Below are 20,870 nucleotides of genomic sequence, written 5' to 3' on the forward strand. Positions count from 1 at the left end.
ACCCGCCCGTTCAGGCCCGCGGCGGCGCCAGGGTGGCGGGCACGGGTCCGTCGGGGCGGACGGTGAAGCCGAACCGGGCTTTTGTGGGGTTGGCCGCGAGGACCGGGGTACGGACCGGCAGCAGGTGCTCCAGCAGGACGGTCGACTCCTTGAGCGCGAACTGCATTCCGAGGCAGGCGCGCGGACCGATGCCGAAGGGGAAGTAGGCGCCCGGGTGGCCGGGCCGCCCGTCCGGTGCGGTGAAGCGCCGGGGGTCGAAGCGCTCCGGAGCGGGCCACAGTTCGGGGTCGCGGTGGGTGAGGTACGGGCAGACCAGGACGTCGGTGCCCGCCTCGACGGTGTGTCCGGCGAGGAGGTCGTCCTCGGCGGCGTGGCGGGGGAGCAGCCATGCCGAGGGGTAGAGCCGCAGGGCCTCGTGGACCAGGGCCCGTACGGCCTCGCGGCGTTCCGCCGAGCCTTCCTCGCCCGCGTCGAGGGCTTGTTCCCGGGCGGCAGGGTGCTTGTCGAGGAGAAGGTGGAGCCAGGTCAGGGTGGTGGCGGTGGTCTCGTGCCCGGCCGCGAGCAGCGTGACCAGTTCGTCGCGGATCAGCCGGTCGGTGTACTCGGGGCGTTCACCGGCGGCGTCGATCAGGACGTGCAGCAGGCCCGGACCGTCCGGTCCGGCCGTCCCGCGGCGGGCGGCCTCGATGGCGCGCCGGGCGACCTCGTCGATCCGCGCGAGGTCGGCGGCGACGGCGGCCTCGGCGTCCGTGACGTCGGCGGGCAGCGTGGGGAGCGCGGCGCCCACCGCCGAGACGGCTTCCAGTTCGCGCTCGGTCGCGTCATCCAGCGCATGACCGGTCAGGGAGCGCCAGATGGCGTCCAGGGCGAAGCGGCGCATCTCCTGCCCGACGTCGAAGGTCTGTCCGGTACGGGCGTACGACTCCCAGCGCTCGGCGGTGGTCCGGGCCGCCTCGGTGATCCGCCGCTCGTAGCGGCGCATCCCCGTACCCGTGAACTGGGACTGCAGCAGACGCCGTTGCCGCTTCCACGCCTCGCCGGTCGCGGACAGGACGCCGTCGCCGACCAGGAGGCGGGCGCGGTGCGAGCGCTTGACGTAGCGTTCCGGGTGCCGGGCGAGCACGTGCTGGACGGCGTCGGGATCGGTGACGAGCACGGTGGGGTTCGGCCCGAGGCGGAACGCGGCGACGCCGCCGACCTCCTGGCGCACCCGCGTCAGCAACTCCACCAGTTGACCTCCCCCTGCCTGCCACGACCGTACGAGACCCGGCTCGGCTTCGGGGACCGGACGCCGCGTCGCGGGAGCGTGCGGGAGGGAGCCGAGGCCGGCTTCGGTGTCCATGTGTCGTCTCCTGGTGAGGGCGGGCACACCGCCGGGTCTGCCGCGCGGAACACTGCTGCCACGGACTGTACGGGAGCGGACACGTCCGGTGTCACGCCGTGCGACCGGCCGCGCCACGCCCCCGACGATCCCTCAACGCCCCTCGCCCACCCACAGGTTCAGCCACCGGGACCGGTCGGTCCGTGCGGCCTCGGCGGCTTCACCTGAAGGCATGACGGGGGCGGCCGTACCGGACGTGCGCGACCCGGCGCGGCCGGTGCCGCCGCGCCGGCTGTGGGATGCGGGGAGTAGACAGCGGTTGCTGCGCGGCCCTCCGCGTCACGCGGAGAGTTCGCCGGTCAGAGCGGGTACGGGGGGTGCGAGAGGTGTCGGTGGTGGCGGCTAAGCTCCCGCCCATGAGTGAGGGTGACAGAGGTCCCGGCAGACGCGTCGTCGACGGGCGCTTCGAGTTGGAGGGCCGCCTCGGGGGCGGCGGGATGGGGACGGTCTGGCGGGCCAGGGATCTGGCGTTGCACAGGCTGGTGGCGGTCAAGGAGGTCCGTCCGCCCGACGTGGACCTCGCCGAGTACGATCCGGACGGCGCGCGGATGCTGCGCGAGCGGGTGCTGCGCGAGGCGAGGGCCCTGGCCCGGATCGACCACCCGAACGTCGTCACCGTCCACCACATAGTCGACGGCGGTGAAGGCACGTACCCGTGGATCGTGATGGAGCTGGTCAGCGGCGGCTCGCTGGCCGACCGGCTGGCTCAGGGGCCGATGCCCCCGGCCGAGGCGGCGCGGATCGGCAGGGGAGTGCTGGCCGCCCTGACCGCCGCGCACGACGCCGGCATCCAGCACCGGGACGTCAAGCCCGCCAACGTCCTGCTGCGGCCCGACGGGAGACCCGTCCTCACGGACTTCGGCATCGCCGCGATCCGCGAGTCGACCAGCCTCACCGCCACCGGCTCCATCATCGGCACGGCCGACTTCATGGCACCTGAGCGCATCTCGGGGCAGGAGGGCGGATCCGCCTCCGACCTGTGGTCGCTGGCGATGATGCTGTACACCGCCGTGGAGGGCAGCCACCCGCTGCGCCGGGGCACCACCCTGGCCACGCTCGCCGCGGTGCTCCACGAGGACGTACCGCCGCCGACGCGTGCCGGCGCCCTCGGCGACGTCCTGATGAGCGTGCTCGTACGGGACGCGTCGGCGCGGCCGTCCGCCGCCGAACTGGACCGGAGGCTGGCCGAGATCGAGTCGGCGCCGTCCGGTGGGCAGGTCCGCGAGGAGCCGACCTCCTTCCCGCTGATGCCGCCGCCCGGCCCGGCCCCCTCGGCCACGTCGTCGCCGCCGGCAGCCGCCCCGCCGACCACGTTCGGGCCGTACGGCGGTGTCACGTCCCCCGGGTTCGGCCCAGCTGCCGCCCCCGGAGTCCCCGACCCACGGCAAACGGCCACCCCCGCCGGCTTCGGGCCCCCGCCGGTCTATCCAGGACCCGGACAGGTACCGCCCCAGCCGATGACCACGCCCGTGCGGCCGGCAGGCCGGGGCAGCCGCCGCCCGGCCGTGGTGCTGGGCGTCTCGGGGACCGCGCTCGCCGGTGCCGCGGCCCTGCTGTGGTGGCTGCTGCCTCCCGGGGGCGACGCGGGTGGCTCGAACAAGGGCGCCACGTCGCCCTCGACGACCTCCTCCGCCCGGAAGCCGACCGATGCGCCGACCACCCCCGTGCCGGCCGCCCAGCAGCCGCAGGAGGCGGACACCGCCAGCATGCTCACGCCGGACCGCATCCGCGCCGCCATCGAGGCGCTGAAGAAGGAGACCGGCCGGGACAGGTTCGGGGACTTCACCGTCTACGACGACTACGTGTCCGCCGAGGTGATGGTCAAGGGCAGCGACACCAAGCACGACTCCTACACGTACCGTCCCGGAAGGGGCGTGGAGAAGGGCATCATCAGCGGCACCCTGTCCGGTGGCGATCAGCCCGTCACCCTCGACGAGTTCGACTGGGACAGGGTTCCGGCGCTCCTCGAAGAGGCGAAGAAGAAGGTCAACGTCGACAAGCCGAACCTGCGCTACGTGACGGTGAGACTGCCCGACGACCTCTTCGGGACCGCGGCCGGAATGTCCGTCTACCTGACCGACGAGTACTCGACCGGCTTCCTGGAGACCGACACCAAGGGCAAGGTGACCCGCGTCGTACCGGCCGAGGACTGACCCGGCCAGGCCCTGGCCCGGCCAGTCAGCACCTGCGGCCGGCGCTCAGTTCCAGCCGCTCGCCCTCGAACCGCCCCGCCGGAACCCGCGGTCGTGCGAGACCGCCACGACCGCCCCGGGGCAGCCGGCGAGTGCCGCTTCCAGGTCCTCGACGAGGTCGAGCGCGATGTGGTTCGTCGGCTCGTCGAGGACGAGGAGATTTGCGGGCCGGGCGCGACGGCCATGCCGGCGACGGCGGTCGGGTGGCTGCCGACGCCACCAGGCGCGCGATCTGCAGGCGCCGCTGCTGTCCGGCGGACAGCGCCGCGACCGGGACATGCAGATCCTCCTCGCGGAACAGGCCCATCGCCAGCAGCACTTCGGCATACTCCTTGGGCGCTTTGGGCCGCCCGGCCGCGAACGCGTCGAGCAGCGGCAGCGGGCTGGAGCGCGCGGGGCAGCTCCTGCGCCAGGTACCCGATCCGGGCGGGGCGGGACACCGTGCCCGCATCGGGTTCCAGGTCGCCCGCCAGGACCCGGAGCAGGGTCGTCTTGCCCGCCCCGTTCCCGCCCGTCACCAGCAGTCCGCTGCCCGAACGCGATCCTCAACGGCCCGTTGGGACACAGCCGTTCGCCCACCACGACGCCGTCCAGCTCGGCGAGCGGACGCTCGGCGGGACGTCCGCCGACCGCAGCGGTCGGTGCCGCCGTGAACCGCAGCGGTTGCGGCGGCGCCGCCACCGGATCGCGCCGCAGCTGGGCCAGCCGCTCGCGAACCGCCCGCACCTGTCCGCCGAGCTTCGCCTCGTGCGAGCGGCGGTGCTTGCCGAAGCCCTGCCGCGGGTCCTTGCCGGTTCCGGCCAGCCGCCTGGGCGGAGCAGGCGCCCGCGTGCGGCCGGCGCCCGCTCAAGCGGGGGCGAGGGCACGCCGATGGCAGGGGCATGGAAAAACGTTCTTCCCTCGCCGCACCCCGTCTCGTACCCCGTCGGCCCTTCCTGGCCGCCGCGGGGATTCTCTGCGCCCGGTGGGCGCTGCCACCGTGCGTGCCGGGCCTCACGGACGTCCCGGACCAGGCTGACGCGCGGGACCAGGCTGACGTCCGGGACCAGGCTGACGCGCGGCGCCAGGTTGACGCCCTGGACCAGGCTGACCTCCCGGACCGAGCTGACTCACCGCGCCGGGCGGTGGCCGCGGGTGAGGAGGGCCTGCGGGCGCTGTTCGGATCGGAGAACCGCCGGGTCCGCACCCAGGACCGGATCGCCGCCGTGACCTTCAACGCCGCCTGGAACGACGCCGGCCTGGACCACGCCCTCGGTGAACTCACCAGCCGACGCACCCCGGCCACGTTCTTCCCGACCGGCGACTTCGCCGACCGGCACCCCGCGGCGATCAGGAGGATCGCGGCGGCGGGGCACGGCCTGGGCAACCACTCCTACAGCCACCCCCGTTTCCGGGACCTGACCGCGGCCGCGCGGCAGCGCGAGGTTCGGGCAGCCGACCAGGCCCTGCGCGCGGCCGGGGCCGGACGGGCCCTGACCCCGTTCTTCCGGTTCCCCTACGGCGAGACCGGTCCCGAGGAGATCAGGGAGGTCAACGCCCTGGGGTTCGCGGACATCGAGTTCACCACCGACACCAACGGGTGGATGGGCGCCGAGGGCGGCATGACCGTGGACCAGGCGGTGCGCAGGGCGCTGGACGCTTTGCGCCCAGGAGCGATCCTGCAGATGCACGTCGGCGCGTCCGAGGGCCGCACCGAAGTGCTCGACGCCCAGGCACTGCCCCGGATCCTCGACGGCGTCGCGTCCCGCGGCTACCGCGTCATCGACCTCCGCAGCCTCCTCGCCTCCCCGGCCCACCCCGCTCGCTCGCCGAGGTGACCCCCCCCGCCACGATCCGGTCGGCGGCTCACGGTGCGGCGCCCCCGGCCGGGCGCAGCGTGAACACACGGTCCGGACCGGCCAGGGACAGCACGCGCAGCAGACTCGGCGGTACGCGCTCCAGGGCGACGTCGGCCTCGGCTGCCAGGGCGTGCCGGCGGGCGGCGAGCAGGGCGGCGGTGATGCCGGAGGAGTCGAACCCCGGACACCGGCCGCGCAACTCGTCGCCGGGCCAGACCCATTGACGCGCCGTCGACTTCAGTGGTTCAGTGGCTCATCCACTGAGCCACTGAGCCACTGGACCACCGAAGGAACGGGGAGCCGGGATGCCCGCACTGCCACGCGAAAGCATCGTCGATGTCCTGGAGCACCGCCTGCGCCAGCAGATCCTCGCCGGGCAGCACCCGGCCGGCACCTACCTGCCTCCGGAACGCGAACTCGCCGACGAGTTCGGGGTCAACCGCACCACGCTCAAGCATGCCTTCGGCCGGCTGGTGCACGCGGGACTTCTGGAGACACGGCACGGAGTGGGGACCCGCGTACGGGACTTCCTGCGCCTCGGCGGAGCGGATCTGCTGCCCATGCTGGTCCGCCACAGCCCCGACTGGATCGGCGAGATCTTCGAAGTACGCCGCAGCATCGGAGCGTTGATCGCGGAACGCGCCGCCGCTCGCGCCACCGCCGCCCAGGTCACCGAACTGCGGCTGCTGACGGCGGCCGTGCGGGACGCGGCCGGTGGCGAGGACGTGCAACTGGCGGACGCCGAGGTGCACCGGGCCCTGGCCCGTGCCACCGGCAACCGGGTGTACGTCCTGCTGACCAACACCCTGTTCAACGCCTACCTGCCGGTGCGCGCGGCGCTTGTCACGCCCTTCATGGACGCGCGGGCCGCATACGACCGTCTGGCACCTGTCGTCGAGGCCGTGGCCGCCGGTGACCAGGAAGCGGCGCGCGTCGCCGCGGGCGCCTACCTCTCGGCGACCGAGCGCATCATGCTCGAAGGCCTGGCGGGCCCCCGCGAACACGGGGACGGTGCCTCGTGACCGCACGCGCGACGGTCTTCCGGGAGACGCTGCTGGGCCGGGTGCGCATGGCCGACGAGGAGCACGAGCGCCCGGTCCGACTGGACCTCGTGGCCCGGGCCGACGCCGTGCTGCTGCCCCATCGCACGACACGGGCGCGACTGACGGGACGGATACGGGTGGCGGGGCGGGCGGACGACGCCGAAGCCCAGGGGGAGGTGGAGATCTCGCCGCTGGCCCGCCGCAGGATCCGCTACCGGATCACCTTCACCCTGGAGGGCAGGCGCCTGGAACTGGACGGCTGGAAGTCCGTCAGGCCCGCGCGTCCGGTCGCGTCGATGACCGTCCTGCCGTACACCCTGTACGAGGACGGCGACCGGGTGGGCGAGGGCACGCTGCGCTTCCCGCTCGCCACCGGCCTGCTGCCCTTCCTCGCGAGCTTCCGCTTCCCGCGCGCGGCCGCACCGGAGGCCGATCGGCACCTCACGGCGCGCTGGGACGGCAAACCCGGGCGGACGGAGGTCTGGTACACGACCCTGACCGATCCGGCGACCGGCAGCGGAGTCTGGCTGCACCACGAAGTGGTCGCGCCCTCGGACGGTTCCGGGGCCGAGGCGCACGGCTGGATCGCCGTCTTCCCCAAGGACGGCCCCGTCGAGCACGCCCGTTTCGGCCGCGTACCGTTCACCGCACGACCCCAGGGCTTCGCCATCGACGGCGTCCAGGTCGGCCCCCGTCAACTCACCGGATCGGCCGGGAAGTTCAGCTGGTCGCTCACCGAGCACCCCGAGGGCGCCCCGCTCCACACCTTCCCCCGCTGGTCCTGGCGCCGCCCCTGGCTGCCGGCCAGCCACATGCTGCCGTACGCCCGTTGCCGCTACGGCGGACTCGTCCGGTACGGCGACGAAGAGCTGCGGCTCGACGGGGCCGTCGGCGCCAGCGCCCGTATCTACGGGCACGGCAACGCGCGGCGCTGGGCCTGGCTGCACGCGGACCTGGGCGGCGGTGACGTCCTGGAGATCGTCGCCGCCGTGTCCATGCGGCCCGGACTGGACAGACTGCCCCCGCTGGTGTTCCTGCGGCTGCTGCGTGACGGACGCGTCTGGCCCGGGCGCGCGGAGCGCACCGCGGTGGGCTGGGCGGGCGCCGGCCGGTTCCGGGCGGACATCGCACTGCCCGAGTGGCGTGTGGCGGGCCGCGTGGGCAGGCGTCGCATCCGGGTGCGGGTGACCCAGCCGCCGGAGCGGACGCTGGCGCTCGACTACACCGACCCCGACGGTTCCCGCGCGGTGTGCCGCAACAGCGAGACCGCGGACGCGGTGGTCAGCCTGGAGCGCTGGTGGGGCAGGTGGCGGCAGGAGGCCGAATGGCTGCTCTCGGGCACCGCGCACGCGGAGGTCGGCGACCGATGACCCCCGCGCCTGCCTCCACCCTCGCCGCGCTCGCCGCGGCCCTGCTCGCCGACGACGGCTCGGCCGAGTGGATGCGAGCGGTGCCGCGCCGCCTCGAAACCCTCCTGGCGGCCATGCCCGCCCCGGCACGCACAGCGGTACGCGGCGCGACGACGGCGATCGACGGCTACGCCGTGGCCCGCACCGGCCGTCGGCTGAGCTCGCTCGGCGCCGCCGAACGGGACCGCCTCCTGGCCCGACTCGCCTCCCACCGCGCCCTGCTGCCCCTCCTGGACGCGGTCAAGGTGCCGGTGCTGCTGGCGGCCGGCACTGAACGGACGCTGCGGCACGGCCCCCCGCCCTCGTCTGCCGCCCCCGACGACCCGCCGCTCGACTGCACCCCCTCGCAGGCCTGGCCGACACGTTCCACCGCCGACGCCGTCGTCGTCGGATCGGGGGCCGGCGGCGCCATGGCCGCCCGCACACTGGCACGCGCCGGGATGCGCGTCGTCATCGTCGAGGAGGGAGAGCACCACACCACCGCGTCGTTCGGGCGCAGAACCCCGCTCGACCGCTTCACCGACCTCTACCGGGACGGCGGGGCCACCCTCGCCCTCGGCAGTCCTTTGCTGGTCCTGCCCGTCGGCCGCGCGGTCGGCGGCACCACCGTCGTCAACTCCGGAACCTGCTACCGCACCCCGGACCATGTTCTGTCCCGCTGGACGGGCCGCCACGGATTCGCCGCGGCCGAAGACCTCGACGCACATCTCGACGAGGTGGAACGCACTTTGCGGGTGGCAACGCAGCCACTGGACGTCCTCGGCGACAACGGGCTGCTGGCACTCGCCGGCGCGAGAAAGCTCGGCTGGGCCGCGGCCCCGCTGCGCCGCAACGCCCCGGGCTGCCGAGGCTCCTGCCAGTGTGTCGTCGGCTGCCCCACCGGCGCGAAACAGAGCGTCCAGCTGTCCGTGCTGCCGCAGGCGTGCGCGTCCGGCGCCCGTATCGTGACCGGCGCCCGGGTACGCAGGATCCTCACCGACCCGGACCGGCCCGGCGGGCCCCGCGCCGCCGGAGTGGCCGTGAGCCGCCCCGACGGCAGCGAACTGGAGATCCTCAGCCCCCTCGTCGTGGTCGCCGCCGGCGCTCTGCAGACCCCGCCGCTGCTGCGCCGCTCCGGCCTCGGCAGCCACCCCCTGACCGGCCGGAACCTCAGCGTGCACCCGGCCATCAGCGTGGCGGGCCGATTCAGCCGCCCGGTCACCGGCTGGGAAGGCGTGCTGCAGAGCGTGGGCGTGGAGCAGCTGAGGGCCGACGGCATCCTGATCGAGGCCACCGCGGCGCCCCCGGGCATGAGTTCGTTCGTGCTGCCGGGCGTCGGACGCGCACTGCGCCGCGAACTGGAGGACACCGAGCGGCTGGCGACGCTGGGCGCCATGGTCGCCGACCGGCCCTCGGGCCGAGTCCTCGGCAGGGACCGTACGCTGCTGCGCTACGACCTGGCACCGCGTGACGCCGGCCGTCTCCTTCGCGCCCAACGAGCCATGGGCCGCCTGCTGTTCGCCGCCGGCGCCGAAGAGGTCCTCACCGGCGTCCCCCACGCTCCACGCGCTCGCAGCCAGGCCCAACTGGATGCCATGCTGTCATCAGTGACGGCACGTCAGCTGCATGTCTCGGCGTTTCACCCCACGGGTACGGCTGCCGCCGGCGCCGACCCCGAGCGGTTCCCGGCCGACCCGGAAGGGCGTTTGCGCGGTGTGTGCGGCGTGCTGATCGCCGACGGCTCCGTGCTGCCCAGCTGCCCCCAGGTGAACCCCCAGCTCAGCATCATGGCGGCGGCCCTGGCCGTAGCGGACCGCTGTGTCACGGGCCTGTGAGGCTCGGTGCCGGCACCCTCCGCCGCGGACAGCCGGCTCGGCCGTCACGCGTCGACCCGGTCGCGGGCGACGGGCAGGTCAGGTCGTGGGCACCCGCCGCCCCGGCGGCCCACCTCCCGCCCCTGCCGGGTCCGACGGGTGGCCTGCAGATACGCCTCGTCGGCCTCGACTATCCCTGGTGACAGCGTGCCACTTCGCACGGGTGCCTGCTTCCGGCGCACTGCCCGCTCCTCGGCGCAGGCCGGGCGGCGGCACGGGGCACCGCGCCACCGCCCGGCGGTGGGGATCAGGGCAGCTTGACCGCGAGGAGGTCGACCGGCCGGATCTCCGGCGCCTCACTGAGCATGGTCTCGGTGGCTTCCATGAGCGCGCCCGCGATCCGGCCCTTCAGGTGTCCCTGGCGTCCCTCCTCGTCGTCGAAGGTGTCGAAGACGCCGAAGGTCGTGGCGCCCTGCCGGAACGCGAACCAGGTGACGGTGTGGTCCTCCTGTTCCGCGAGCCGTACCGCGTCCCGCAGCAGGGCCTCGACCTTCTCGGCGTACTCCGGCTTGGCCTCGATGCGGGCCAGCAGCCCCAGCTTCGTCATGCTGCGCTCCTGTGTCTGTGATCACCGAATGAACGGGTGGTGCCGGTACCGGGCACCCATGTCGTCCGGACACCACAGAACCTAGGCCTCCTCCACAGCCTCGCCCAGCGTCGCAAACGACTCATCCGATACCGTTTCCGTCATGGATGTCGCTGTACTGACGTACGACGGGGTGTTCGACTCCGGCCTCGCCGCCCTGCTCGACGTGCTCGACGGGGCCAACGCCATGCGCGCGGAACTCCCCGAGCCCCCACCCGCCTGGAACGTGTCCACGGTCGGGTTCCGCCGCCGCGTTCGCACGGGCGCGGGGCACGTGGTCGAGACCCTCCCCGCCGACACGGCGAAGGACGCCGACCTGCTGCTGGTGCCGGCGCTGGCCGAACGGCGGCCCGAGGCCCTGGTCGCGCATGTCTCGGGCCCGCAGTCCGCGTCCGTGCGCCGACTGGTGGCGCAGACACGTGAACGCCGCATCCCCGTCGCCTCCGCCTGCACCGGCACGTTCCTGCTGGCGGAGTCCGGAGTGCTCGACGGGCGCCGGGCCACCACGAGTTGGTGGCTCGCCCCGTACTTCCGCAAGCGCTACCCGGCGGTGACGGTCGACCAGAGCCGCATGGTCATCACGTCCGAAGGGGTGACCACGGCCGGCGCGGCTTTCGGACACGTCGACCTCGCGCTCGCGATCGTACGGATGAACAGCCCGGCCCTCGCGGAGCTCGTCGCCCGCTACCTGGTCGTCGACGAGCGCCCCTCGCAGGCGGCGTACACGATCTCCTCGGCGCTCGCGCAGAGCGACCCGACACTGGCGGCCTTCGAACGCTGGGCCCGGTCGCACCTGGACCAGGCGCTCTCGATCGCCGACGCGGCACGGGCCGTCGGGGTCAGTGAACGCACGCTCCAGCGCTCCGTGCGCCGCACGCTCGGCACCTCGCCCGTCCGCTTCGTCCAGGACCTGCGCGTCGAGCGCGCCTCCCACCTGCTGCGCACCACGGACCTGCCGCTGGAGGTCATCGCCCGCAGGGTCGGCTACGAGCACGCCAACACCCTGCGCATCCTGCTGCGCGAGCGCACCGGAGAGACGGCGAGCGCACTGCGGGGGCGATGACCCGTCGGCCGGAGGCAGGGCGCGGAGAGCCTGCCCCCGGAGCCCGTCGAGCCCGTCGAGCCCGCAGTCGGGCTGCGTCAACGTCCGCTGTGCGCAAGGTGGTTGAGGGCTCACCAGTTCTGGTGATCAAATATGATTTTGCCATTCCTTGGTGTAGGTCGGCCGGTGATTACGTGAGCCTCATGGGCACCAGGCGGTGACCGCGGCCCCGCCAGAACCGAGGGCACCACGGTCACCGTCCCCCCACGTAGGTGAAAGGCACCAACGATGACGATGAACCGCGCCCTGCGGTACGGCGGCCGCACGCTGGCGTTGACCGCGACCGCTCTCGGGACGATCGCGGCGGCGGCCGTGCCCGCGGCGGCCGAGGAACAGCCCACGGCGGAGCAGATCGTGGCCGACTGCGCTTCCGGGGAGGGCAAGTGCACCTTCAACTCCCCTGAGATCGGAGAGGCTTACCTCGGCGAGCCCCGCCAGGTCTCCGAACTGCTCTACAACTGCACCGCCTCGCCCGCGTCCCAGTCGATGTCGTGGGCCGACACCGTGGGCTCCTCCCACTCGGTGGGAGGCTCGGTCACCGTCGGCGGCGGAATCGAGGGCATCGTCACCGCCAGCGTGACCGCGACGTACAACTACACCTGGCAGAGCTCGCACACGGAGACCAGCACCTTCACGGTGTCCGTGCAGCCGGGCGAGGTGGGCTGGATCTCCCGCGCCCAGGTGATGCAGCGGATAACCGGCACCTGGCAGACCCACTACGACGACCCCAAGTGGGGCCACTACTACTGGTTCGTACCCGATGTGATCACCGGCCCCGCCCCGAACGGCACGGACGGCAAGCACAACGCGGTCGTCGTCAAGTCCCGCAAGATGACGGCCGAGGAGAAGAAGCTCTGCTCCAACGGCTCCACCAGGAACGAGGTCTTCACCCGGAGCGCCTGACCGGCACCGCCGGTTCCCCGCAGGGGGAGGGAACGGAAGGGGCCTCGCCGCCGGAGCGGAATCGGCGGGGTCCCTCCGGCGCGATGCCGGCCCGTGAGATCGGCCGGCGAGCATGGTCGCCGACCCCGGGCGCAGCATCTCGTCCGCGGGGGAGCGGCAGCGGACCCGGTCACCTGTCGTCGGGAACCGTGCGGCGCCGCGGGCCGCGAAAGCCGACCCCGGCCCTGGCATCCGATTGCCGCGTCGACGTGGTCGGCGCATCCTGCCGGGATGCGCTTCTCCGTCAACATCCCCGCCTTCGGCGACTTCGCCGACCCCCGCAACGTCGCGACCGTGGCGATCGCCGCCGAACAGGCGGGCTGGGGCGGGCTCTTCGTCTGGGACCACGTGCTGCACCGGTACCACCAAGGGCGCCCCTTCGCGGACCCCTGGATGCTCCTGACGGCAGCGGCGCTGGCGACCTCCCGGATCCGCCTGGGGACCTTGCTGACGCCCGTCCCGCGTTACCGTCCGCAGCAACTCGCCCGACAGGTGGCCACGTTGGACCACCTGAGCGGTGGCCGGGCGATCTTCGCCGCCGGTCTGGGCGGCCCCATCGAGGACGAGTACGGCAGCTTCGGCGACAGCACCGATCCACGCGTTCTCGCCGAACGCTTGGATGAGGGACTGGAGTTGCTCAGGCGCTTGTGGTCCGGGGAACCGGTGGAACACCAGGGGCGGCAGGGTCAGGTGCCCGACGTCGCCCAGGTGCGGGACCTCGTCGCCTACGTACGCAAGCACCGGACAACCGAAGCCGAGCGCCCCTTCGAGTTCGTGCTCGGTGGCGCCACACCGCCCGACGCGACCCGGGCCAAGGACCTCATCGGTCCCCTGTACGAGGCCGGCGCCACCTGGTGGGACGAACGACAGCTCCAGACCGGACCCGACCTGGACCCGCCTGGCCCCGGTGCTGCGCCGGGTCGAGGCGGGTCCGACGGTGCTCTAACGGGTTCGATGCTCAACTCATTGACAGGTCCGGACCAACACGCAAATCTGAGAGCGCTCTCAGGACTTCCTGAATCGGCCGACGTCGAACGGAGACAGAGCATGTTACGAACACTGGGGCGCCGCACCGCCGCCGCGGCCTTGTCCCTGGCGACCGCCGTCGCCGGCGCACTGCTCGCCACCGGAGCGGGTACGCCGGCCCACGCCGCCGTACCGGCCACGATCCCTCTGAAGATCACCAACAACTCGGCCCGTGGCGAGCAGGTGTACATCTACAACCTCGGCACCGAACTGTCGACCGGACGGCAGGGCTGGGCCGACGAGAACGGCACGTTCCACCCCTGGCCCGCGGGCGGCAACCCACCGACTCCCGCGCCCGACGCGTCGATCCCGGGCCCGGCGGCGGGACAGTCGAAGACGATCCGCATGCCGAAGTTCTCCGGCCGCGTCTACTTCTCCTACGGCCAGAAACTGGTGTTCAGGCTCACCACCGGCGGCCTGGTCCAGCCGGCCGTGCAGAACCCGACCGACCCCAATCGGAACATCCTGTTCAACTGGTCGGAGTACACACTGAACGACTCCGGTCTGTGGATCAACAGCACACAGGTCGACATGTTCTCCGCGCCCTACGCCGTCGGTGTGCAACGAGCCGACGGCACCACCGCCAGCACCGGCCGACTCAAGCCCGGCGGATACAACGGCTTCTTCAACGCCTTGAGAGGACAGCCCGGAGGCTGGGCCGACCTGATCCAGACCCGCCCCGACGGCACCGTGCTGCGTGCCCTGTCGCCTCTGTACGGACTGGAGACCGGCGCACTGCCGACCACCGTCATGGACGACTACATCAACCGCGTCTGGCAGAAGTACGCCACCTCGACGCTGACGGTCACGCCGTTCGCCGACCAGCCGGGCACCAAGTACTACGGCAGGGTCTCCGGCGGCGTCATGAACTTCACCAACGGCGCCGGTGCCACCGTCACCAGCTTCCAGAAACCCGACGCCTCCTCGATCTTCGGCTGCCACAGGCGGCTCGACGCCCCGAACGACCTGGTCCGCGGCCCGATCTCACGCACCCTGTGCGCCGGATTCAACCGCTCCACCCTGCTCGTCAACCCCAACCAGCCCGACGCCTCAGCCGCCGACTTCTACAAGGACCGCGTCACCAACCACTACGCCCGCAAGATCCACGCCCAGATGGCCGACGGCAAGGCGTACGCGTTCGCCTTCGACGACGTGGGCCACCACGAGTCCCTGGTGCACGACGGCAACCCGCGCCAGGCCTACCTCACCCTCGATCCCCTCGACTGACCGCCCGTCGCGACCCGACCCGACGCGCGCCGGAGCCACGCGCGTTGGCCCGACAGGGTGGAGGTCGCCGTATCGCTGCTTGTATGCCCAGGTGGTCGCCATGGTGACTGCTAGCTTCGCCTGCTGTTGACAAGGGCCCGGGTTCTGTCCAGTCCTGGTGGACCCATGGCTTCCGACCGAGGCGAGGGTGACGGGTATGAGCGAAGAGTCGGGCAGCCCGGCGGTTGCTCCTTTCAAACGCAGGAGTTTTCTGGCGTCGGCGGCCCTGGCGGCCGGTGCGCCCGCCGCGGTCGCCGGCGCTGCGGAGGCGGCCGCGGTGCCGTCGGCCGCGCCGTCGGCCGCGACCGGCCTAGGGTCCGTGGCCCGGCTGCTGGCCGTTTCCGAGGACGCCCGGGGCGTCGCCTGGATCAGGTCGGCCCTGCAGGTCGCCGTAGGACTCGAACTCGCCACCATCCCGCCGTACTTGTGCGGCTGGTGGTCCGTCAAGGACCGGGGCAGCGAGGTGGCACGGATGATCCGGCGTATCGCCGGTGACGAGATGTACCACCTGGGCATCGTCTGCAACCTGCTCGTGGCCGTGGGCGGCAGGCCCCGTATCAAGGCCGCGGCGCCCGTCTACCCGGGCCCGCTGCCCGGCGGGGTGCGGGCCGGGATCACGGTCTACCTCTCCGGTCTGACCAAGCCGTTCGTCCGCGACGTGATGATGGCGATCGAGGCCCCGGAGGAATCGCTGGTCAGAAGCGCCCAGGCGGCGCCGACCGTCGGTGAGTTCTACGCCGGACTGCAAAGGGCGTTCCAGGTCGTGCGGCCGGACCTGTCCGTGCGCGGGCAGTTGTCCGGGTACGTCGGCGGTGACGACCTGCGGCCGGTGGAGAGCCTGCAGGACGTCGAGCGCGCCATCGGGATCATCAGGGAGCAGGGGGAGGGTACCGCCGGCTCCCCGGCCGACTCGTTCGAGGACGACCACCCCGCGCACTACTACGCGTTCGGCGAGATCTACCACGGTCGGGAGTTGCGCGAGACCGAGGAGGGCTGGAAGTACGTGGGCGGCCCCGTGCCGTTCCCCGACGTGCGCCCCATGGCCCCGGTCCCGGTGGGCGGCTGGCCCCACCCCTCAGCGCGGGTCGGGCAGCTCCTCTACCAGTTCGACGCCACGTACAGCACCGTCCTGGACACGCTCGACGCGGCTTGGGCCGGCGGCGGCCACCGCACACTGGGCGCGGCCCTGCACGCGATGCGGGGCCTGGAGGATCCGGCCGTGGAGCTGATGGAGACCAAGATCCCCTACGCCCCGGGCACCTACGGCCCCCAGTTCCGGGCGCTGCGCAGGCGGACCCAGGCGGGATGAGGTGGCGGCCGAAGCCGCTTCGGGCACGGGGCACGGGCACGGCCTCCTGGGCGGCCGTGCCCCCGGCTGAAGTGGATCTCGACACGTCCGAAAAACGGGGTCTTCAAAGTTGAGCGGTGCGGAGGTGTCCGCGGGCTCGGCGGGTGGTGACGCAGCGTGTGCGTAGGCGTTGGTCCTCTGCGTTGCGGAAGCCGAAGGCGTTGCGGGCGACGAGCTTGATCACGCGGTTGATGCCCTCGCTTTTGGCGTTGCTGTGGCCGGTGTCGAGGAACGCGGCGATCTCCGCCCACCACCGGTCCACGGTCACGGCCAGCCGGACGACCTCGGGGATGCCCGAGTCCGCACCAGGTGAGGAACTTCCATCGGGCATGGCCGACTTGGTGCCGGTCGGCGCCGGTGCGGGCCAGGGCGAGGAGATTGCGCAGGCTCTCTTTCGCGATCCACGCGGTCAGCAGCGTCTGCCCGATCTGCCCCTTGTCCAGCAGCGGGTTCCACATCTTCGCGAACTGCTCATCGGTGAGGTCCTCGCGGTGGCGCAGGAGACGTCGTCTGGCCTTCCACTCCGGGTCACTGGCGCGTCCGCGCGTCCGCGGGCCTCGGCGGTGGTGCGGCGCCGGAGTGTGGAGAGCATTTTGTTGGTGACCTGGACGACGTGGAAGTGGTCGACCACGACGATGGCGTCGGGCAGGCCGGTGCGGATCGCGGCGCGGTACGTGGCCGACATGTCGATGGCGACGTGGGTGATGTTCTTGCGCCAGGTCAGCGGCGTGGTGGACGGCCAGGCCAGGACGTCGAAGACGGTGCGGCCCTCGACCTGGCCGAGCAGCCTCGCCGTGGCCCAGCGCGTCGACGAACCCGGTGTGCCACCGATCCCGGGTCAGGCGCCACTTGCCGCTGTCGGGGTCCTGCTCCCACTTCGTCCGCCCCGTCGGGTCTCGTCGACGCCCAGCACCTTCACCTCGGGCAGCGGGACGTCGACGACCTCGCGCGCCGATGCACGGAAGGCCCCCATCACCGTCGGCCAGGACAGGTGCAGGTCGCGAGCGGCCTGGATGACAGTGGAGCCGGCATCGCGCACCCGGCGCCCGGCCGCCTGGGGCAGCCGGGTGGTGATCCGCGCCCCGGCCGGTATCTGGGCGACGCTCTCGGTAAACGACTTCCTCGGGCACTTCGGCTCGCGGCACCACCAGCGGCGCTTGTGCCACAACAGCACCAGCCCGCGCTCCCCGTAGGGAAGATCCCGAGGACGGGTCCGGGCCGTGCCCTTCACCTTCCAGGCGAAGGTGCCGCACTCCGGGCAGGCACGAGCCGCTTCCTCCGCCGTGGCCAGATGCACCCGGCGGGTGCCGTCCTCAAGCCGCTCGACTCGTCTGACGGACACCCCGTCGAGGTCGAGCAACAACGTCGCTTCGTTGGGCAAGCCCGTGGCTCCTGCTTGATCTCTCCCCTGAGAACAGAAATGATCACGCGCTCGATGGCGAGGCAGCAGCGACCCGGGGCTGTAGTTGCGGCGGATCGGCTCTGGCCGTCGGGTCGCTGGCGCTTCGCAGGGCAGTGTGCTCAGGCGTCATGACGTGGGCCCGGATCAGGTGGTGGTCATGCTGCCGCGTCGACGAGGGCTTGGAGCAGGCGCTGGGGGTCTTCGGCGATGCGGTTGCAGACGTAGAGCCACCATTCCGTGCCGAAGACGATGTACTCCCGGGTGGGGTGGCCGCGCTCGGCCATCGCTTGGAGGCGGTCGGGCCCGAGGCCGAGGAGAGTCTCGAACTCCCAAGGATTGGAATCGGTACCCTTCCCTCCGAGGTGCTGGTCAATGCGGTTGATCAGATCCCAGTCGTGGGTAGCGAAGGAGCACAGATGGCCCGAGTCGGCCAACTGTTGCGCATACGCAAGATAGGCGGCGGTCAGGGCCGGGGCCTCGCGCCGGTGGGCGATGGCCTCAGGTTCGAGGAAGGCGCCCTTGACCAGGCGGATGCGGCCGGGACGGGAAAGCAGCTCCGGCAGGTCGTCTGCGGTGCGATACAGGCGTGCCTGGACGGTGATGCCCACATGGTCGAACCGCTCGCACAGCTTGCGGTGCAGGGCAAGAACCTCATTGGTCCGGTCGGAGCCTTCAGCCGAGATCACCATCTCCCGCCCGGTGTCGGCGGTGGCCTGGGCGATGCGGGAGGCGTTGGCAAGGGCAAGCTCCGCATCGACGGCGAGGCCGATGTGGGACAGGTCGAGGGAGATCGAGCACCCGGGTGGCAGCAGACGGGCCGCGGAGAGGAACGTGTCGGTCTCTTCCGTGGCTCGCTGCGGGTCGCGGCAGCTCTCGCCCATGTACTCCACGTTCACGCGGTGGCCGGCGGCCAGGACCTGCTGCGCCCGATCCACAGCGTCGGGCAGGGTTTCACCGGCCACGTACCGCCGCGCAACTTTGCGGGCCAGAGGGCCGAGGACCGGGTCGCCTGGGACGCGCCACTTCAGCTCCTCGTCGAGCGCAAGCCCACGCAGGACTTGGGCAGCCTGTGACGAGAGGGCAGGGTTGGTGGCGGGGGTCTGCGTGGTCATGCGCTGTGCCTAGCTGTTCGCGGGATGGATGAACGCCTGCGAGCCTTCCAGACCGGTACTCCCACCTGAGAGTGGCAGAAACGTCAGGTAAGCTGAAATTCCTGCCACCGTCGTAAGAAGGGATCGGGAACCTGTGCTTCACGACGTCGCCGTCCTGGCCCTCCAGGGTGCCCACGCGTTCGAGCTCGGCGTGTTCTGCGAGGTCTTCGGGATCGACCGCAGCGACGACGCGCTGCCCGCGTACGACTTCGCTCTTGTCTCGGCCACCGGCGACAGCGTGCCGACCCGCCACGGCTTCGAGGTGCGGGCCCGGCACGGCTTGGAGCGACTGGCCTCGGCGGACCTCATCTGCGTCCCGGCCTACGACCTCAATGTGCGCCAGCCGGACCACCTGACCGAGGAACTGCGGGCTGCTGTGAAGCGTGGCGCTCGGGTCCTGAGCATCTGCACCGGGGCCTTCCTCCTGGGCGAGGCCGGGCTGCTTGACGAGCGACGCTGTACCACGCACTGGCGCTACTCCGACGAACTCGCCCGCCGCCACCCGCGTGCCCGGGTCGAGTCGGACGTGCTCTACGTCGACGAGGACCCGGTCATCACCGGCGCCGGCACCGCCGCCGGCGTCGACACCTGCCTCCACCTCATCCGCAAGGAGCACGGCAGCGCCGTCGCCAACGCAGTCGCCCGCCGCATGGTCACACCCCCGCACCGGGACGGCGGCCAGCACCAGTACCGCCAACGCCCCCTCCCCCGGGAGGGGACCGGGTCCCTCGCCCCTGTCCTGGCCTGGGTGGAAGCCAACCTCGACCAGGATCTGACCGTCGACGCAATGGCCTACCGTGCCCACCTCTCCCCACGGACCTTCGCCCGACGCTTCCGGCAGGAGACCGGGACCACGCCGCTGCAATGGCTGACCGGACAGAGGGTCCTGCTCGCGCAGCACCACCTGGAGACCACGGAGGACCCAGTAACCGCTATCGCCCACCGCACGGGCTTCGGTACCGTCGACAACCTCCGCCACCACTTCGCCCGGCACCTCGGCACGACGCCCCAGGCATACCGGCGGGCGTTCAGAGCCCTGCCCACCAGCCGACGATCCGCGCCCCTCACAGTTTCACAAGGGCCGCGCAGTACTGACTGATCGCTGTCCGGTCTTGAGAACAGAACCAGGTCGGCAAGCCTGTCGCTCACCGTGACTGCACGGCGGTGGCCCAGACGCTGTGTACCGCTCAAGATCGAAGACCCGAAAAACGTGCGTTCGACGGGCTCGCCGGATCGTTGGGCTGAGGGACACTGCATTTCGCGCGACTTCAGGGGGACATGGTGGCGACGGCTCACGACGACATACGCACGCCCGCCGGAACGAGTGGCTCCGACCCGGCCCCGCCACCGGAGCCGGAGAACGCCTCGGTCCTCGTCGCCAATGACGAGGGCGAGTACCTGCTGCACCTGCGGGACAACCTGCCGGGCGTCTGGGAGCCCGGGGCTTGGTCCCTGCTCGGCGGGGGACGGGAGCCGGGCGACCGGTCCTTGGAGGAGACGGCGCGCCGGGAGTTGTGGGAGGAAGCCGGCCTCGTGCTGCCGCTGCTCCAGCGGTTCCGCGTGGAGCTCGTGACGGCCCTGGACGGGGCGACCGTCCCCGTCCAGGTCTTCACGGCACGCTGGAACGGCGACCCCGACTCCCTTCACCTCACCGAAGGGGTCATGCTCCGCTGGTTCGCCCCGGAGATCATGCCCAGGCTGCGGCTGAGCCCCTCGACACTCGACCTGGTGCGCGACCACGCGGCGCGCCGACCGGCCGGACCGCGGAGCACCGCGGGGGACGCGCCCGTCCCGCCCGAGGCACGGCGACCGGCCGAGAGCGCGCACCGTCGAGGCGTCCCCACCGGGGTCGGCGTCCACCTCTACCTGGAGAACGCGCAGGGTGAGGTTCTGCTCGGCCTGCGTCACCCCGACTGCGCGTTCGCGGGCGGCCAGTGGCACTTCCTGGCCGGGCACGGGGAACAGGAGAGCGCGATCGCCTGCCTCGTACGGGAGGCGTACGAGGAAGCGGGCCTGCTGATCCACCCCCGCGACGCCGAACTCGTGCATGTCGTGCACCTCTGCGACGCGCCGGGCAGCCGACCGCGCCTGCAACTGGTCTTCCGGGTACGGCGGTGGGCGGGGAATCCGGTGATCCGCGAGCCCGACAAGTGCCTGACCTGGCGCTGGTGGAATCCCGATGCCTTGCCGGAGCCGATCGTGGACTACACCCGCACGGCCGTCCAACGCCTCCGGGAGGGCCACCGCTACACCGAGACGGGATGGGCGTGAACCCTCACCGTCGACGCCCCGTCCGGATCGCGTCCGGGGGCGTTGTCAGTGGTGGCAGGC

18 protein-coding genes and 2 pseudogenes are annotated in these 20,870 nt (G+C 72.1%); 12 read left to right on the forward strand and 8 right to left on the reverse strand.

Annotated features, from left to right (window positions below; all coding sequences use genetic code 11):
- Positions 1-10: 10 nt before the first annotated feature.
- Positions 11-1,342 (reverse strand): cytochrome P450, encoded by a 1,332-nt coding sequence (locus ACWCPI_RS29810; protein WP_451041060.1) that lies wholly within the window; start codon positions 1,340-1,342, stop codon positions 11-13.
- A 395-nt stretch (positions 1,343-1,737) separates the two neighbouring features.
- Here ACWCPI_RS29810 and ACWCPI_RS29815 point away from each other — a divergent pair, with 395 nt between their 5' ends.
- Positions 1,738-3,534, forward strand: a complete 1,797-nt coding sequence (locus ACWCPI_RS29815; RefSeq protein WP_451041061.1) for a serine/threonine-protein kinase — start codon at positions 1,738-1,740, stop codon at positions 3,532-3,534.
- 25 nt (positions 3,535-3,559) lie between these two features.
- Here ACWCPI_RS29815 and ACWCPI_RS29820 read toward each other — a convergent pair.
- Positions 3,560-4,392, reverse strand: a pseudogene (locus tag ACWCPI_RS29820) (ATP-binding cassette domain-containing protein); the annotation flags it as partial.
- A gap of 62 nt (positions 4,393-4,454) precedes the next feature.
- Here ACWCPI_RS29820 and ACWCPI_RS29825 point away from each other — a divergent pair.
- A complete protein-coding gene (locus tag ACWCPI_RS29825; RefSeq protein ID WP_451041062.1) occupies positions 4,455-5,390 on the forward strand; it encodes a polysaccharide deacetylase family protein in 936 nt (311 codons plus the stop codon).
- Between the two features lie 28 nt (positions 5,391-5,418).
- On the opposite strand, the gene ACWCPI_RS29830 is transcribed toward ACWCPI_RS29825, so the two are convergent.
- Positions 5,419-5,610 (reverse strand): hypothetical protein, encoded by a 192-nt coding sequence (locus tag ACWCPI_RS29830; protein ID WP_451041063.1) that lies wholly within the window; start codon positions 5,608-5,610, stop codon positions 5,419-5,421.
- A 106-nt stretch (positions 5,611-5,716) separates the two neighbouring features.
- Here ACWCPI_RS29830 and ACWCPI_RS29835 point away from each other — a divergent pair, with 106 nt between their 5' ends.
- The 3 genes from ACWCPI_RS29835 to ACWCPI_RS29845 are packed head-to-tail and all read left to right on the forward strand — an operon-like array spanning position 5,717 to position 9,677.
- The gene (locus ACWCPI_RS29835) at positions 5,717-6,433 is read left to right on the forward strand and encodes a FadR/GntR family transcriptional regulator (protein ID WP_451041064.1); all 717 of its coding nucleotides are present in this window, start codon (positions 5,717-5,719) and stop codon (positions 6,431-6,433) included.
- A complete protein-coding gene (locus tag ACWCPI_RS29840; protein ID WP_451041065.1) occupies positions 6,430-7,824 on the forward strand; it encodes a hypothetical protein in 1,395 nt (464 codons plus the stop codon). Before ACWCPI_RS29835 ends, ACWCPI_RS29840 begins: the two co-directional genes overlap by 4 nt.
- Positions 7,821-9,677: a GMC family oxidoreductase N-terminal domain-containing protein gene (locus tag ACWCPI_RS29845; RefSeq protein WP_451041066.1), complete on the forward strand. Its 1,857-nt coding sequence runs from the start codon at positions 7,821-7,823 to the stop codon at positions 9,675-9,677. Before ACWCPI_RS29840 ends, ACWCPI_RS29845 begins: the two co-directional genes overlap by 4 nt.
- Positions 9,678-9,963: 286 nt before the next feature.
- Here ACWCPI_RS29845 and ACWCPI_RS29850 read toward each other — a convergent pair whose 3' ends face one another.
- Positions 9,964-10,263: a putative quinol monooxygenase gene (locus ACWCPI_RS29850; protein ID WP_451041067.1), complete on the reverse strand. Its 300-nt coding sequence runs from the start codon at positions 10,261-10,263 to the stop codon at positions 9,964-9,966.
- A 142-nt stretch (positions 10,264-10,405) separates the two neighbouring features.
- Here ACWCPI_RS29850 and ACWCPI_RS29855 point away from each other — a divergent pair, with 142 nt between their 5' ends.
- The 5 genes and pseudogenes from ACWCPI_RS29855 to ACWCPI_RS29875 all read left to right on the forward strand — a co-directional run bounded on the left by ACWCPI_RS29855 (position 10,406) and on the right by ACWCPI_RS29875 (position 15,947).
- Positions 10,406-11,365, forward strand: a complete 960-nt coding sequence (locus tag ACWCPI_RS29855) for a GlxA family transcriptional regulator (RefSeq protein WP_451041068.1) — start codon at positions 10,406-10,408, stop codon at positions 11,363-11,365.
- Between the two features lie 267 nt (positions 11,366-11,632).
- On the forward strand, positions 11,633-12,307 hold the full coding sequence (locus ACWCPI_RS29860; protein ID WP_451041069.1) for a hypothetical protein: 675 nt from the start codon (positions 11,633-11,635) through the stop codon (positions 12,305-12,307).
- Positions 12,308-12,577: 270 nt separating this feature from the next.
- A pseudogene (locus tag ACWCPI_RS29865) lies at positions 12,578-13,292 on the forward strand (LLM class flavin-dependent oxidoreductase).
- A gap of 101 nt (positions 13,293-13,393) precedes the next feature.
- Positions 13,394-14,599, forward strand: coding sequence for a glycoside hydrolase family 64 protein (locus ACWCPI_RS29870; protein ID WP_451041070.1), 1,206 nt, complete (start codon positions 13,394-13,396; stop codon positions 14,597-14,599).
- A 196-nt stretch (positions 14,600-14,795) separates the two neighbouring features.
- A complete protein-coding gene (locus tag ACWCPI_RS29875) occupies positions 14,796-15,947 on the forward strand; it encodes a ferritin-like domain-containing protein (RefSeq protein WP_451041071.1) in 1,152 nt (383 codons plus the stop codon).
- 103 nt (positions 15,948-16,050) lie between these two features.
- On the opposite strand, the gene ACWCPI_RS29880 is transcribed toward ACWCPI_RS29875, so the two are convergent.
- From ACWCPI_RS29880 to ACWCPI_RS29895, 4 genes are all read right to left on the reverse strand, one after another.
- Positions 16,051-16,317: a transposase gene (locus tag ACWCPI_RS29880; protein WP_451041072.1), complete on the reverse strand. Its 267-nt coding sequence runs from the start codon at positions 16,315-16,317 to the stop codon at positions 16,051-16,053.
- Positions 16,318-16,395: 78 nt separating this feature from the next.
- Positions 16,396-16,818, reverse strand: a complete 423-nt coding sequence (locus ACWCPI_RS29885; RefSeq protein ID WP_451041180.1) for a transposase — start codon at positions 16,816-16,818, stop codon at positions 16,396-16,398.
- Positions 16,819-16,824: 6 nt separating this feature from the next.
- Positions 16,825-17,367, reverse strand: a complete 543-nt coding sequence (locus tag ACWCPI_RS29890) for a transposase family protein (protein ID WP_451041073.1) — start codon at positions 17,365-17,367, stop codon at positions 16,825-16,827.
- 176 nt (positions 17,368-17,543) lie between these two features.
- Complete coding sequence (locus ACWCPI_RS29895; protein ID WP_451041074.1) at positions 17,544-18,500, reverse strand: proline dehydrogenase family protein; 957 nt, start codon at positions 18,498-18,500, stop codon at positions 17,544-17,546.
- A 133-nt stretch (positions 18,501-18,633) separates the two neighbouring features.
- Here ACWCPI_RS29895 and ACWCPI_RS29900 point away from each other — a divergent pair, with 133 nt between their 5' ends.
- Positions 18,634-19,638: a GlxA family transcriptional regulator gene (locus tag ACWCPI_RS29900; protein WP_451041075.1), complete on the forward strand. Its 1,005-nt coding sequence runs from the start codon at positions 18,634-18,636 to the stop codon at positions 19,636-19,638.
- A gap of 179 nt (positions 19,639-19,817) precedes the next feature.
- Positions 19,818-20,810, forward strand: coding sequence for an NUDIX hydrolase (locus tag ACWCPI_RS29905; RefSeq protein WP_451041076.1), 993 nt, complete (start codon positions 19,818-19,820; stop codon positions 20,808-20,810).
- Positions 20,811-20,870: the final 60 nt, after the last annotated feature.

This window comes from Streptomyces sp. NPDC001920, assembly GCF_053594495.1.

Bases quoted from the DNA above. Each gene is read 5' to 3' on its own strand.
- ACWCPI_RS29810 (WP_451041060.1), bottom strand. From the start codon at position 1,342: ATGGACACCGAAGCCGGCCTCGGCTCCCTCCCGCACGCTCCCGCGACG.
- ACWCPI_RS29815 (WP_451041061.1), top strand. From the start codon at position 1,738: ATGAGTGAGGGTGACAGAGGTCCCGGCAGACGCGTCGTCGACGGGCGC.
- ACWCPI_RS29825 (WP_451041062.1), top strand. From the start codon at position 4,455: ATGGAAAAACGTTCTTCCCTCGCCGCACCCCGTCTCGTACCCCGTCGG.
- ACWCPI_RS29835 (WP_451041064.1), top strand. From the start codon at position 5,717: ATGCCCGCACTGCCACGCGAAAGCATCGTCGATGTCCTGGAGCACCGC.
- ACWCPI_RS29845 (WP_451041066.1), top strand. From the start codon at position 7,821: ATGACCCCCGCGCCTGCCTCCACCCTCGCCGCGCTCGCCGCGGCCCTG.
- ACWCPI_RS29850 (WP_451041067.1), bottom strand. From the start codon at position 10,263: ATGACGAAGCTGGGGCTGCTGGCCCGCATCGAGGCCAAGCCGGAGTAC.
- ACWCPI_RS29855 (WP_451041068.1), top strand. From the start codon at position 10,406: ATGGATGTCGCTGTACTGACGTACGACGGGGTGTTCGACTCCGGCCTC.
- ACWCPI_RS29860 (WP_451041069.1), top strand. From the start codon at position 11,633: ATGACGATGAACCGCGCCCTGCGGTACGGCGGCCGCACGCTGGCGTTG.
- ACWCPI_RS29870 (WP_451041070.1), top strand. From the start codon at position 13,394: ATGTTACGAACACTGGGGCGCCGCACCGCCGCCGCGGCCTTGTCCCTG.
- ACWCPI_RS29875 (WP_451041071.1), top strand. From the start codon at position 14,796: ATGAGCGAAGAGTCGGGCAGCCCGGCGGTTGCTCCTTTCAAACGCAGG.
- ACWCPI_RS29880 (WP_451041072.1), bottom strand. From the start codon at position 16,317: ATGCCCGATGGAAGTTCCTCACCTGGTGCGGACTCGGGCATCCCCGAG.
- ACWCPI_RS29895 (WP_451041074.1), bottom strand. From the start codon at position 18,500: ATGACCACGCAGACCCCCGCCACCAACCCTGCCCTCTCGTCACAGGCT.
- ACWCPI_RS29905 (WP_451041076.1), top strand. From the start codon at position 19,818: ATGGTGGCGACGGCTCACGACGACATACGCACGCCCGCCGGAACGAGT.